Here is a 13,971-nt window from a genome sequence, read left to right as displayed (position 1 = left end):
GTTAACTGTTAACCATTGAATGTAAAATTTAAGGAGGAATAATGGAGTTCTCGGCTGTTAATTTGCTGGTTTGGGTGGCTTTTGTGCTGTTGGTTGTTGTTACTGGCGGTGTTCTTTATCTGACGGCGCTTGAGTGGCGCGATCGCAGAGTGCAAGATAACATTAAGCGCAAACGCTAGCTAGTATAGCTAGGGGCTAGGGGCTAGGGGCTAGGGGAAGAAGGGAAGAAGAGAAGAAGGGGCTATATTTGTTGAAAAATCAAATGTATTGTAATATTTGATTTGTTTGTGGTAGGCAATCTCTGTACAGATTGCCTTTTTTATACTGATTGAAATTTTGCATTCCGATCTCACAAAAACTGATGAACCGAATATTTCGCTTGATAATTATTGTTCTCCTGGCCTTGAGTGCCACTCTCTCTATCCTATTTCAGGCAATGCCATCAGCATCAATTCCAAAATCAGCGATTGAGGTTACAAATCCCCTAGAAGTTGCTCAGAATATTGATTTTGGACGGCACTTTCAAGAATTAGGAGTTGAAGGTTCAATTCTGATCTATGACTCCAAAAACGATCGGGTATTTCAACATAATCCCGAACGGAATGCAAGAGCATTTTCACCTGCATCAACCTTTAAAATTATCAACTCCTTAATTGCTTTAGAAACTGGGGCAATTTCAAATGAAATATCGGTGCTAACTTGGGATGGAATTCAAAGAGATATTCCTGAATGGAACCGAGACTTGAATATGAAAGAAGCATTCAAAGTGTCTGCGGTTTGGTTTTACCAAGTTCTAGCTCGTCGAGCTGGTTACGAACAAATGCAAAAATGGGTGAATAATGTAGGATATGGCAACCAAAAAATTGGGAATAAAGATGATATTGATAAATTTTGGTTGCAAGGAGAACTGAGAATCACACCTCAAGAGCAAATTCAGTTTCTCCGCCGTCTTTACAATAATGAATTACCTTTCTCCAAACGAACAGTCTCTATTGTCAAAGACATTATGATTATGGAAAAAACTCCAGATTATACAATCAGAAGTAAAACTGGTTGGGCTGGTTTTGGAGAGAACGTAACAGTGCAAATCGGATGGATAGTTGGTTACTTGGAGAAAGGAGATAATGTTTACTTTTTTGCCACTAACATTGATATTCGTAACCAGAAAGATTCATCTGCTCGTATGGAGGTAACTCGTCGTTGTTTCAAAGATATGGGAGTGCTTTAGATCTCCGTAACGCCGCCTTATAGGCGGTGATTTGACCGCCTATAAGGCGGCGTTACGGAGAAGAGGAGAGTTGAGTAATAATGGGAGAGACAAGCTTAATTAGCGATCGGCACATTCTGAAATGCCTGAGTTTGAGGAACGTAAATGTCGATCGCACTTACCTCTTCAGGTACGCGCAACCACACATAGGCATCTGCGGAAGCGCCGGGTTTGAGCTCTCCTAACAAAACTTGTCCGGTTGATTGTTCTGAGTCTAATGATTTGTAAACTTGGGTAGTTTGGCGATCGCGAGCAGTGGTATCGCCAATGCTAATGCTCTCCTTAAATGCGCGATCGTCCGTCAAGCGCCGAATACGCATTTGCACATTCACCACATCCCGCTGATCTGTTTCTGGATCTTGAATCCGCTTAACTGAAAGTAATTCAATTTTGGCCTTATTCCCGTAAGCGTTGCTAGCAAACTTGTCTAGTTTAATTCCCTGGCTATTACTGGCAAATTTAACGCTCTTGCTGGGTACAACCTGTCTTACTGGTTCAGGAGGCGTTTTGCTTAAAGAACTAGCTGAACTCGTCCCTAAATTAGAGTTGGCGATCGCGATATTTCTAAATGGTGCTGCATTCGGAACAAAGATGTCGATCGCATTCATCCCTGAAGGTACTTTTAGCACGACATAAGCGTTCTTTCTTTCCTCTGGACGCATTTCTGACAAAGAAATCGGGTTTGAGGCTTCCTGAAAAGGATCGACTGCTGTGTATGTTTCGCTAGTAATGGGATTGCGACCTTCTATAGCACCTGGATCGATAATATCGCTCGCTCCGACATTATTCTCCGCCACTCGATCGATCCGCATTTCTACAGTCACTTCGTCAGGTTTACCTTCTAACCGATAGACGGAAAGTATCTTGATTTGTGCTTTACCTCCAAAAGCAGGCTGGACGGAAGAATTGAGCTGATTTTGGACAGCAGGCGATGGATTTGATTGAGTAATTGCATCGCTATTTTTGACCTGAGTTTGAGAGTATGACGAGTCATTTGCCTGATTAGATTCAAACTTTTGATATAGGGATAATCCAACGCCTGCTAAACCCAAGGTTGTCAGTACGCTTGCCACCAGAATCCCCAGATTTGTACTCATACTGTCGCGCTGGCGCAATCTTGTGGATGTAGCTGGTCTGTTTAAAGTTTGTTCTTGGATCTTCATGGTTATTTCTCCCAGAACTATATTAACTGCTTAGTCAAAAATTGTGCTTAATCGATCTAATTTTACTTAATATTACCCACTATAAATTCTGTCTGAGGAGCGAGATTCTTAATCTTAACTCTCAATCTAAAGACGTGAATTAATTTTCAGTTTATTCAAAATTTATTTAAATTATTATTTTCTTCAATATCTTCCCAGCCAAATGCAAGTTATTCTGTACGCAAAGGGCATCTCATTTTCTACCCATGAACTTAAAATGCCACTTGCACAAACCGATCGTAGGACTTACGCATCAAAACTGAATGCGGCCAAGACAGGGGCGCTACTAGCCTTGTTGCCTAAGTCCTATTAAAACATATTTGCTGTGTCGTTTCAAACTACTGCCCACTAATTATTCAAAGTCACACTTATGGTAAGATTTTACCTGTGAAAAACTCCGATTTGAGGTTGATTGACATCTATGTGCTTCTCTGTTGTTTTGTATTTGCTGAGGACTGTCTTAATAGTATTACGCAGTTCTAAATCGGTTGCCGGCTTGCTGATAAATGCTGCTGCTCCCATTGTCAAGCAATAAAGGCGAGTAATTTCTTGTATGGCAGATGAATATACTATTACTGGAATCTTTACTGATTGATTGAAAAGAGTTTCCAGCACTTCAAAACCATCTTTTTCTGGCATCTCAATGTCAAGAATAATACAATCAGGATGATAAGCGCTAATCATCTCTAAGCATTCTCTACCATTGCTAGCTTCTAATGTGCGATAATTATCTGCTCTCATGGCGTGCCGAGTTAGATCGCGCCAATTCTGCCGATCGTCGGCAATTAGAATTAAGCTCACTTTCCTGCTCCTTCAAAATTCAGAATTTATGTTGCCAAGTTTACTTGTGTACTTATACTTACAGGGGGTAATACCCTACAATCATAGTAAACTTATTTTATCTAAGCTCCCTCAACCTTTAGGCTGAGATGTAATTAAGCTTCTGGCGCAAATATAACTAGGATATGAAAGGAATTGGGATTAGTTTGTTACTGGTAATCATCGGATGGCCGCTGACGGCGGTTGCTCAAAGACAAGCTGCTGAGAATATTTGTCCTGCTCAGTTAGGTGTAGCGGTGGATGCGATCGCCAATCGCGCTCAATTTCGTCGCTCTCGCTGGGGGATGGTGATTCAAACTTTATCTACGGCGACAACTCTCTACAGTCGAGATGCTCAGCAATATTTCATACCTGCTTCCAATGTAAAATTGTTGACAACGGCGGCGGCTTTGCAAAAACTCGGCCCTCAATTTCGGATAAGAACTTCTGTTTATGGCGATCAAAATCGACGTTTATACATTGTAGGAAGAGGCGATCCGAGCATTACGGAAACTCAATTAAAAGATTTAGCGAAACAGTTAAAACAGCGGGGAGTTAATCAAGTTAGCGAGTTGATCGCTGATGATAGTTATTTTCCCGGAGATTCAGTAAATCGGAATTGGGAATGGGAAGACGTGCAAGCCGGCTACGGAGCACCAATTAATAGTTTAATTTTCAATGAAAATGCGATAAAATTAGTGTTATCACCACAATCTATCGGTCAACCGCTGCGAGTTACCTTTGCCGATGTAACACAGGCAAATCAGTGGCGAATTGAGAATAATTCTGTGACTGTGGGAAAGGATGAATCGGAGTTTGTGGAAGTTGGGAGAGATTTCTGGCAACCGATAATTCGAGTTAGGGGAAATTTGAGATTCGGTTCTGAGTCTGAATTTGCTTATGTGTCGGTTGTCAATCCCGCTAATAATTTTCTTCAACGCTTTCGCCAGGTACTTAATGCTGAGGGAATTACTGTTAAGCAGGCGTTAGTTGCATCTAATTTTTCGCCACAAACTCAAGAATTAGCAGCAGTTGAATCTCCACTATTGGCGGATTTAGTGAGGGAGACTAATCAGGAAAGCGTTAATATTTATGCTGAGGTGTTAGTAAGATTACTGGGTAAAATTGCACCTTTACCCCGAAAAGATCGAGTTGGATTTGGTTTGCCAGAGCTAGCAGCAGCATTAACTCAATTAGGTGTTAATCCTGATGGTTATGTATTAGCTGATGGTTCTGGTTTATCTCGTCAGAATTTAGTTAGTCCAGAGGCTTTGGTGCAAACTTTGAGATTGATGGCTAATTCGCCAGTAAAATCTATTTATCGTGATTCTTTGCCAGTTGCAGGTACAAGCGGTACATTAAAGAATCGTTTTAATAATACATCAGCGCAAGGAATTGTCCGCGCCAAAACAGGAACTTTAACTGGTGTTTCTGCCTTGTCTGGATATGTAGAAGTTGCGAATTTTGAGCCGTTGGCTTTTAGTATTATTGTCAACCAATCTGATTTGTCTGCGGGAGATTTACGGGAAGCAATAGATGAGATTGTGTTGGTATTAACTAGGTTAAAGAGATGTTGAGTAAGTAAATCAACCTAATTTTTCTTCCTTCTTCCTTCTTCCTTCTTCCTTCTCTCCTAGATAACTAAATTTTTCTTCCTTCTTCCTTCTTCCTTCTTCCTTCTTCCTTCTACTTATCATTCCGTAACGGGGAAATTTGCGAAAAACTGGGACTCGACTGGCAAGCGATCGCAGACATCAACGGCATACCTATCCCCACCCCGTCACCCCTCACTCACATTAGATACTTACATTATTAAACATTATATGGACTGCTTTCTACCAAAAGTTAGATTCAAAAGCAGCCACGACAAATGTAACCTAGTCATGGACGCTCAACCATACTAAAATGCAAATTCAAACGCCAGACTGGGTAAAACACGCCGTATTCTACCAAATATTCCCCGATCGCTTCGCCAGAAGCAAACAACCCCGCAAACGCCTCTTGCAAAACTTCCTCTGGGAAGAATGGCATGAAATTCCCACCCTCCAAGGCTACAAAGGTGGCGACTTATGGGGTGTAATGGAACAATTAGACTACCTACAAGACTTAGGCATCAATGCCATCTACTTTACCCCCATTTTTCAATCTGCTAGCAACCATCGCTACCACACCCACGACTATTACCAAGTCGATCCCATGTTAGGCGGAAATCCTGCTTTTAAGGAACTCTTAGATGCCGCCCATGAACGTAACATTAAAGTTGTTCTTGATGGCGTATTTAACCACGCGAGTCGCGGTTTTTTCTTCTTCCATGACATCCTTGAAAATGGCCCCTATTCTCCTTGGTTAAATTGGTTCAAAATAGAAGGCTGGCCGCTATCTGCCTACAATGGTGAGTTCCCTGCTAACTACGCTGGTTGGGATGGAAATCGCGCCTTGCCAGTCTTTAATCATGATAACTCAGAAGTGCGAGAATATATCATGGAAATTGCCGAATATTGGATTAAATTCGGCATTGATGGCTGGCGTTTAGATGTTCCTTTTGAAATTAAAACACCCGGATTTTGGCAAGAATTTCGAGAGCGAGTAAAAGCTATAAATCCCGAAGCTTATATCGTTGGTGAAGTCTGGCTAGATGCGCGAGAATGGCTGGATGGTACTCAATTTGACGGCGTAATGAATTATCTTTTTGCCGGGCCGACTATTGCTTTTACAGCAGGCGATCGCGTTGACATTCAGCAAGTAGAAGGCCGATCTTACCATCCCTACCCACCATTATTTGCTAAAGAGTACGGCGAAAAAATCCAATATTTGTTAGAACTCTATCCTTGGGAAATACAGCTTACTCAGCTAAACTTGCTGGCAAGTCACGATACAGCACGCCTGCTTTCTATTGCTGGAGGCGATAAATCGACTGTCGAACTCGCGACTTTGCTACTGTTAACATTTCCCGGTGCTCCTAGCATATATTATGGTGATGAAGTTGGCTTACCTGGTCGTTTAGATCCAGATTCTCGCCGAGGCTTTCCGATGGAACAACATTGGGAAATTGATGTGTTAAATTACCACAAGTATTTAATAGCTTTGCGCCAAAAATACCCAGCTCTTCGTACAGGATTATATCATGTTCTATTCACTGAAGGAACAGCTTATGTTTTCGCTCGAATTTTGGATGCAGAGGAATTGATTGTGGCAGTTAATGTCGGAACTGAACCAGTTAATGTTAGTTTTGATACACCTAATCTTACATCTCATCCCGATAAGGTTATATATGGCAGAGGCGAGGTTTTGTGGAACCTCGAAGGCGAAACTAAGCAACTAGAATTAACCATACCCCCTCGGACTGGCTTAATACTTAGTGAAGAAGGGGCTAGGGAAGAAGGGGCTAGGGGCTAGGGGCTAGGGGCTAGGGGAAGAAGGGGCTACGATGCTCCGATGCTCAGGGCTAGGGAAGAAGGGGCTACGATGCTCCGATGCTCCGATGCTCAGGGAAGAAGAGGGGCTACGATGCTCCGATGCTCCGATTGATCGGGGAAGAAGGGAATAGCATTGAAGGCTTCAACTAACAGATTGGGTGGGTATTCCCCACCCTGATTGCTATTAATTAACTAACGCTGGTATTAACACTGCGTCAATGATGTGGAGCGTGCCGTTGTCGGCAAGAATATCTGCTTTGAGGATTTTAGCATGATTGATTTTAATACCGTCAGAAGTATCAATCCCAACTACTGAACCTTCTACTGTCTCAGCGGAAGTGAGTTCAAGAAAATTATCAGTTCTGACATCACCAAATATGATATGATAGCTCAGAATTTGTTTGAGTTTAGGAATATTTTCCATCCAAGAAGCGATAGTATTAGGTGGAATCTTAGCAAAGGCTTCGTCAGTTGGTGCGAGAATAGTGTAGTGTCCCGATCCCTGCAACAGATCTAACAAACCAGCCGCTTCAATTACAGTCAGCAATGTTTTAAAACACCCTGCATTGGTGAGAGTTTCGACAATATCAGTCACGATCTTTTCCCTTTGATAAATTTCAGCAAATGATAATTTTAGCAATTGTTAGCGGGTTTGGATACTCAACAGTCCTTAATCTTGAAATTTTAATTTTTAATTAATCTCGTCTCCTTTGCGGATAAATTGCTTTAATACTTCTCCTGGTTTCCGATCCCATGTGTCGATATGTTCGTAGATCAGACCTTCAGTGTTGAGCTTGTAAGTAGAGTAGCCGTTGAAAAATATCTGAGCTTTCCAGGGAACTCGTAAGGTACCGCGAACAGTCCATTTTGCTAGAATAGTATCTGATGCTGTCTGACCAACTTCGTGCAAATCGAAGTGAATTTCTGTAAAAAATAGCTGAGCATGAAATCGTAGAGTCCAAAAGATAATACGATAGTTTATTTTTCCTTTGAATTTGTTGACTGGATCTTGAAAATAAATATCTTTTGTATAGATATCATAGGAAATATCTTGCTCAAAAAGTGTGGGTAAATCAGTTTTGAGGGTATTTACGGCTTGTTGTATCTGCAATTGATATTCAATCATGCTGCCTTGGAATCTTCAAAAAGTTGATGGAGGTGGGATTTGCGATCGAAGTCCCAGAGAGGGGGAGATATCGTCATGGGCCCTTACAGAGAAAGCTGAAAGAGGCTCAAAGCGGATTTTTCAATCTCTTCTGCTTGCAAATTCTTGATTCTAATTCAGAGGCGGAAGTGATGGATACTTTAATTTAGCACCTACTTTAGCTCTATTTGTATGCTCTGCCCTCCGGCTTTGTTGGCATGGATAATGAACGCCTAAACTGCGGTACAGAATTGATTGAGTACCCCCAACCGCCAGAAATTCTTACCCAGATCCACAGCGGTAAATTGCTGATTGTGGACAGTCGTCGCCGTAATGGTCTAATTTTGATTAAGGTGTATCACGCTGAGTTTGCGGGGCCGGGAGCCGCTGTTGGGGGTGTTTTCGATCGCGATTGCCAAGAGGTGATTTTAGTGGGAGATGTTTGCTTGGTTGAGCCGAAATCTCCTGAAGAGCGACAAAAAGCTTATGGAATTCGCAGGCATTGGGTGCGTTTAACTGAACAATTAACGGCAAGGAGTTTGCCTGTGGTGCGATCGCAGATGCTTTTGACTCAGTTTGAACAGTATTTTGACTCCGAAACGGTAGCACAGCTTCCAGATCTGGCTTTGGCTCTTTTAGTGGGTGTATTTCCCCAAACAATTCGGATGGCACGGGTGCAAAGTGCTGAATTATCGGGGAGTGCCAAGGCCGATCGGTCTTGAGTTGTGAATTAATAACTCAGATATTAGTTATGCTAGGAAAGCATTTGGTGACATCTATTCTAATTTATAGCCTCATGAATTAAGGCTATAAAAAACAATTAGTGATTTGACTCACTTAATCCTGGGCAGGAAAGACTTAATTATGACTCGTCTTAGAATACTATTGGGGCTAACGGGGTTTGTTTGGCTAATGGTGGGAGGAGCTAAAGTTGCGGCTAGCGAGGTGAAAACTTTGCCTTCAAATGTTCAAGATTTAGAAGTTGCCAGTAGCGATCGCAATGGCTTACCTCCAATCCCAGCTTTTACTTTTAATGAACCCGACTTGCAGTTGGCTCAACTACCTAACCCCATTTTCCCGAAACCACCTGAATTGCCCGATTCTACACCGCCGCAGCCGCAACCGCTTCCCTTACAGCCAATCCCCCCAAATCCTCCCAATCAAGTCTCTCCGGAAATTCCGGGGACAATTCGGGTGGAACGGTTTGAGTTTGAAGGTAATACTGCTTTTAGCGATCGCGAATTATCGGCAATCGCTCAACCATTTACGGGACGGGAAATCACCTTTAGCGAACTGCTGGCGGTAGAAACAGCCATCACTCAAAAATACATAGATGCGGGTTATGTCAATTCCGGTGCGGTGATTCCAACTGACCAAACCTTTCCTAGAGAAGGAGCAATTGTTAAAATTCGGGTGATTGAAGGAGGGTTAGAGGGAATTGAGATTACGGGAAATCGGCGGCTTAACTCTAACTACGTGCGATCGCGCTTAAACCTCGCCACTCGTCCACCCTTAAACCGCGATCGCTTGCTAGAAGCATTACAACTGCTGCAACTCGACCCTCAGATTGCTAATATCTCAGCAGAACTTCAAGCCGGAAGTCGGCCCGAACGCAGCCGCTTACAAGTGCGAGTCAAAGAAGCAGATACCTTTAGCGTTGAGCTATTTGCAGACAACAACCGCTCTCCTAGTGTAGGCAGTTTTCGACGCGGCGTTCGCATCAACCAAGCTAATTTAATCGGTTTGGGTGACGGATTAAATGTATCTTATGCCAACACCGACGGTAGTAATGAATTAAATGCCAGTTATACTGTCCCCGTCAACGCTCACAACGGCACAATTCAAATTGCAGCAGGCGTTACCAAAACTAACGTGATTGAAGAACCCTTCGATCGCCTAGACATCGAAGGGCGATCGCGCACCTACGAACTCACATATCGCCAACCAATAGTTCTAAAACCCGATCGCGAATTAGCTTTAGGCTTGACTTTTTCGCGTCAAGAAAGCGATACTTCTCTATTAGGAGAGAACTATCCCCTTTCACCAGGAGCCAACGACCAAGGGGAAACGCGAGTTACAGCCTTTCGCTTCTTTCAAGAATACGTGCAGCGCAGTCAAAATCAAGTTTTCGCAGCGCGATCGCAATTCTCCCTCGGCACCGATATCTTTGGTGCTACTGTAAACGATGATGCCCCCGATAGCCGCTTTTTCTCATGGCGGGGACAAGCTCAATACGTCCGGCTACTAGCGCCCGAAACTTTGCTAGTTCTGCGTTCTGACCTTCAACTCGCCACCGGAGATCTACTATCCCTCGAACAAATTGGCATTGGCGGTGTTCAGACTGTACGCGGATATCGGCAAGATTTACTACTAAGTGATAGCGGCGCGATCGCCTCTGCGGAAGTACGAATCCCCATTTGGCGCGTACCAAAAATCAAAGGCATTTTGCAGATTGCTCCCTTTATTGATTTTGGCATCGGGTGGAATCATTCGGGAGAGAAAGTCAATCCCGACTCAGAGCGTTTATTGGGTGCAGGTTTAGGATTGATATGGCAAATGAGCGATCGGCTCAATGCCAGACTCGACTATAGTATCCCCTTAATCAGCGTTGATTCGGGGAACAACACTTGGCAAGAAAAAGGCATCTACTTCAGCATTAATTATTTTCCTTTTTAGCTACTTTGCCTTTCAATCTCTCTTTTTCTGTCGAGTAAAAAGTCATCCTCGGTCACTTTTATTAAGCGATCGGGACACTCTATAGAGAAAGTTGAGACTAATTTTTGTAGACGGGTGCTGCTATCGTTTCATATCAAATCCGTTTGATTCGGAATTGTATGATGTTAAGTTCTGTAGGGGCGGGTTCGCCGGGATATTTGCTAGGTATCGACAAATCTTATAAACCCGCCCCGCCCATACCATTCCGATGCTCCCTGAAATACAGCGGATTTCAGATTGATAAAGTACACCACAGAAACCGGGTTTCTGCTGGATTTCTCGCTAGAAATCGGTTTTCTTTAAGAAACCCGGTTTCTCTGTACTTCACTTACCTAGAAAGTGCAGTATTGTTACACTCGCAGCGCTCGCTCTACTCCTAATCACCAATTAACAGGATTTGAATGATGCCCCGTCCCTCTTCCACCCTAATTTTTGCATTCCTACTGCTTTTTCCTTTCCCAGCCATCGCTCAAATCATCCCAGATAATAGTTTAGGTACAGAAAGTTCGCGCACAGTTCCCGCAACTATCAATAATTTACCATCGGACAGAATAGAAGGCGGTGCAACTCGTGGCCCTCACTTATTTCACAGTTTCCAAGAATTTAACGTCGGTGAAGGTAGAGGAGCATATTTTGCCAACCCTAATGGCATTACTAACATTTTTACTCGCGTTACTGGTGGTAATCCTTCTAATATTTTAGGAATATTGGGAGTCCAAGGCAATGCTAACTTATTCTTACTTAATCCCAGAGGAATTGTCTTCGGCCCCAATGCAAGGTTAGACTTACGCGGCTCATTTATCGCTTCAACTGGTAGCGGTATTTTATTTGATAATGGCTTTGAATTTAGCGCCGCTAATTCTAATACAGTACCCTTATTAGCAATTAATATTCCTGTGGGTTTAAGATTTCGCGAAAATCCTGGCGCAATTATTAACCAATCAATTGCTCCTAACCCCTCACCGCCTGACCTTCCTCTACCAGTACCAATTTTTGATAATATTGGTTTAGCAGTAGACCCCGGTCAAACCTTAGCCCTAGTAGGGGGAAATATCCAATTCAACGGCGGTATTGCTACTGCCAGTACCGGACAAATATTACTCGGAAGTGTCAAGAGTTCAGGTTTAGTAGAATTTGAACCAACCGCTTTAGGTCTGAATTTAAACTATGGAGATATTCAGGACTTCGGCAATATTGACATGAACAGTTCATTGCTCAATACCAGCGGATTAGGAGGAGGAAAAGTTGACATCAGGGGTGCAAATATCACTCTCAGTAGTTCAGGAATTTATGGACTGACACTAGGAAATCTTGATGGTAGAGGCATCGACATCAATGCCCAAAACTTGCGACTACAGCAGGGATCGCAAATTTTCACCACAACACTAGGAGAGGGAAAAGGGAGCAATATCAACATCCGCGCTACTGACTCAGTAGAAATGACCGGGTTGGGAATTGAGGGCTATCAGCAGCTTACAGAAAGTTTTCAGACATCAGGAACAGGCAACCCCTTCATTTCGCAAATCGTTCTCTTTACTAGCGCTATTGGCAGTGGAGGAGCAGGAGATATTAACATTGAAGCCGGACGGCTGTTGATGAGCAATGGGGTAGTGGCCGGTGCCCCCACCTTTGGTGCTGGCAATGGCGGAAATCTGACTATCCGCGCCAACACCGTCGAACTCGTCAGTTCGGCGCTCTATAACGGCACAACGAACGCAACCACTGGTCAAGGCGGAAATATTACTGTGGAAGCCGAACGATTAATACTGCGCGATGGCGGTGCTTTCGCCAGCTTCAGCCTTAGTGATGGAGCATCGGGGAATATCGCCATTAAAGCTTCTGAATCTGTGGAATTGTCGGGGAGTCTTCCTGTAGGTTTAGGTCAAACTCGGATTGGCACGAATACTTTTCAGGGAAATGGAACAGGTGGGGATATTAGCATCGACACTAAGCGGCTGAGTGTTTCTAATGGAGCCACAATTAGTTTAACGACGGGTGCAATTTTTGGCGAAGTCGTGTTTTCTACAAATGGCGGGACGGGAGGAAATTTAACCGTGAAAGCCTCCGAGTCTATAGAAGTAAGCGGCGAGTCAAGATTTTTGGGGAATGCGGGTTATGTAGCAAGTTCTTTTGTTACTCAAACTGCAAGTTCTGGTAGAGGTGGAGATATTCGCCTGTCAACACCTAAACTAACTGTGCAGAATGGCGGCGTTATTTCTGCGGCTTCCTTGGGCGCAGCAAATGCGGGAGATATTACAATTAATGCCGATCGCTTAGAAGTACGAGGCATCGGGAGTAACAGTCGGTTGAGGAGTGGAATTGAGGCCTCGGCTGGTAGAGCATTTAATGCTGTCAATCCCAATACTACTGGAAATGCAGGCTCGTTGAATTTGAATGCTAGTCAATTGATTCTTCGGGATAGTGCAGTGGTTAATGTTCAATCTTCAGGAACAGGTAGGGCTGGCAATATTAACGTGGTTGCAGACTCGATCGCGCTTGACAATAAAGCCATAATTGATGGTACTACCGTGTCTGGTACAGGGGCAAATATTAATCTCCAAGCGCGAGACATTCAGTTGCGGCGGGGTAGCATAATTACAACAGATGCAGGTAGTTCTGACGGTGGAAATATCAGGATTAATAGCGATGTTTTGGCTACTTTACCAAATGAAAACAACGATATTACTGCTAATGCGCGTACTGCTAGGGGAGGGCAAGTTACAGTAAATGTCCCGAATATCTTTGGTTTTACAGCAGTTACCCGCGAACAAGCCAGAAGTAGTTTAGGACTAACTGATGCTGAATTTGCAGCTTTACAAGTCAATCCAACTTCTTTAATTGCTACTAGCGATATTGCGGCGATTTCTCAACAGTCTGGGCCCGCATTACAAGGGGCGGTGACATTTAGCACTACTGGGGTGAATCCGGCTCAAGGATTGGTAGCTTTGCCGCAAAATGTAGTTGACCCAACCACATTAATCGCCGCTAATCCCTGCATAGAAGGGGAAGGAAATGAGTTTACTATTACTGGTAAAGGAGGAGTACCACCGAACCCTAATGATGTCCTCAGTAACAATTCTAGACAGTTAAACTGGGTGGAACCAGTGGCAACTGGAAGTCACAAGGCAGAAGTTAAAAGTCCCGAAAGAGAAATAAAGCCACAGGCAGTTATTCCTGCTCAAGGTTGGGTGATGGATGCTCGAGGACAAGTCACACTTGTAGCGTACAATTCGGGTGGTGGTGCTTCTGCTCGCAGTCCGAAACCGACGGGTGTTTGCGTACCTCGATAGGCCAAAACTTACGCAAAACTATCTGTAACGCCGCCAACCTAGCGGTGACAATACCGCGCCTGTTGGCGGCCGTAGTGCGATCGTGCGTAAGTCCTGTTTTAGATATCTACAGTCTTTT

12 protein-coding genes are annotated in these 13,971 nt (G+C 43.6%); 8 read left to right on the top strand and 4 right to left on the bottom strand.

What is annotated here, in order from left to right:
• Nucleotides 1-41 precede the first annotated feature (41 nt).
• Both OSCIL6407_RS36345 and blaOXA read left to right on the top strand, forming a co-directional pair.
• Nucleotides 42-179: a hypothetical protein gene (locus OSCIL6407_RS36345; RefSeq protein ID WP_007356653.1), complete on the top strand. Its 138-nt coding sequence runs from the start codon at nt 42-44 to the stop codon at nt 177-179.
• 182 nt (nt 180-361) lie between these two features.
• Nucleotides 362-1,228: a class D beta-lactamase gene (gene blaOXA / locus OSCIL6407_RS0122930; protein WP_019487717.1), complete on the top strand. Its 867-nt coding sequence runs from the start codon at nt 362-364 to the stop codon at nt 1,226-1,228.
• Nucleotides 1,229-1,323: 95 nt separating this feature from the next.
• On the opposite strand, the gene OSCIL6407_RS0122925 is transcribed toward blaOXA, so the two are convergent.
• Together OSCIL6407_RS0122925 and OSCIL6407_RS0122920 are read right to left on the bottom strand one after the other, a co-directional pair.
• Nucleotides 1,324-2,430 (bottom strand): hypothetical protein, encoded by a 1,107-nt coding sequence (locus tag OSCIL6407_RS0122925; protein ID WP_007356650.1) that lies wholly within the window; start codon nt 2,428-2,430, stop codon nt 1,324-1,326.
• Between the two features lie 420 nt (nt 2,431-2,850).
• Nucleotides 2,851-3,270 (bottom strand): response regulator transcription factor, encoded by a 420-nt coding sequence (locus OSCIL6407_RS0122920; protein ID WP_007356649.1) that lies wholly within the window; start codon nt 3,268-3,270, stop codon nt 2,851-2,853.
• 164 nt (nt 3,271-3,434) lie between these two features.
• On the opposite strand from OSCIL6407_RS0122920, the gene dacB reads away from it, so the two are divergent.
• Both dacB and OSCIL6407_RS0122905 read left to right on the top strand, forming a co-directional pair.
• Entirely contained in the window at nt 3,435-4,865 is a 1,431-nt protein-coding gene (gene dacB, locus OSCIL6407_RS0122915) for a D-alanyl-D-alanine carboxypeptidase/D-alanyl-D-alanine endopeptidase (RefSeq protein WP_007356648.1), read from the top strand.
• Nucleotides 4,866-5,193: 328 nt separating this feature from the next.
• Nucleotides 5,194-6,684, top strand: coding sequence for a glycoside hydrolase family 13 protein (locus tag OSCIL6407_RS0122905; protein ID WP_007358099.1), 1,491 nt, complete (start codon nt 5,194-5,196; stop codon nt 6,682-6,684).
• 204 nt (nt 6,685-6,888) lie between these two features.
• Here the strand turns inward: OSCIL6407_RS0122905 and OSCIL6407_RS0122900 are convergent, their stop codons facing one another.
• Both OSCIL6407_RS0122900 and OSCIL6407_RS0122895 read right to left on the bottom strand, forming a co-directional pair.
• Nucleotides 6,889-7,299 (bottom strand): fasciclin domain-containing protein, encoded by a 411-nt coding sequence (locus OSCIL6407_RS0122900; RefSeq protein WP_007358098.1) that lies wholly within the window; start codon nt 7,297-7,299, stop codon nt 6,889-6,891.
• A gap of 96 nt (nt 7,300-7,395) precedes the next feature.
• On the bottom strand, nt 7,396-7,830 hold the full coding sequence (locus OSCIL6407_RS0122895; protein ID WP_007358097.1) for a DUF2358 domain-containing protein: 435 nt from the start codon (nt 7,828-7,830) through the stop codon (nt 7,396-7,398).
• Between the two features lie 23 nt (nt 7,831-7,853).
• On the opposite strand from OSCIL6407_RS0122895, the gene OSCIL6407_RS35545 reads away from it, so the two are divergent.
• The 4 genes from OSCIL6407_RS35545 (at nt 7,854) to OSCIL6407_RS0122875 (ending at nt 13,853) form a co-directional block, all read left to right on the top strand.
• Nucleotides 7,854-8,018, top strand: coding sequence for a hypothetical protein (locus tag OSCIL6407_RS35545; protein ID WP_155523420.1), 165 nt, complete (start codon nt 7,854-7,856; stop codon nt 8,016-8,018).
• Nucleotides 8,019-8,066: 48 nt separating this feature from the next.
• The gene (locus tag OSCIL6407_RS0122885; RefSeq protein ID WP_007358096.1) at nt 8,067-8,570 is read left to right on the top strand and encodes a hypothetical protein; all 504 of its coding nucleotides are present in this window, start codon (nt 8,067-8,069) and stop codon (nt 8,568-8,570) included.
• A 142-nt stretch (nt 8,571-8,712) separates the two neighbouring features.
• Complete coding sequence (locus OSCIL6407_RS0122880; RefSeq protein WP_019487714.1) at nt 8,713-10,524, top strand: ShlB/FhaC/HecB family hemolysin secretion/activation protein; 1,812 nt, start codon at nt 8,713-8,715, stop codon at nt 10,522-10,524.
• Nucleotides 10,525-10,967: 443 nt separating this feature from the next.
• On the top strand, nt 10,968-13,853 hold the full coding sequence (locus OSCIL6407_RS0122875; protein WP_019487713.1) for a two-partner secretion domain-containing protein: 2,886 nt from the start codon (nt 10,968-10,970) through the stop codon (nt 13,851-13,853).
• Nucleotides 13,854-13,971 lie beyond the last annotated feature (118 nt).

Source organism: Kamptonema formosum PCC 6407, from assembly GCF_000332155.1.
Taxonomy (GTDB): Bacteria; Cyanobacteriota; Cyanobacteriia; order Cyanobacteriales; family Microcoleaceae; genus Kamptonema; species Kamptonema formosum.
This window is presented reverse-complemented; position numbering and strand designations above follow the sequence as displayed.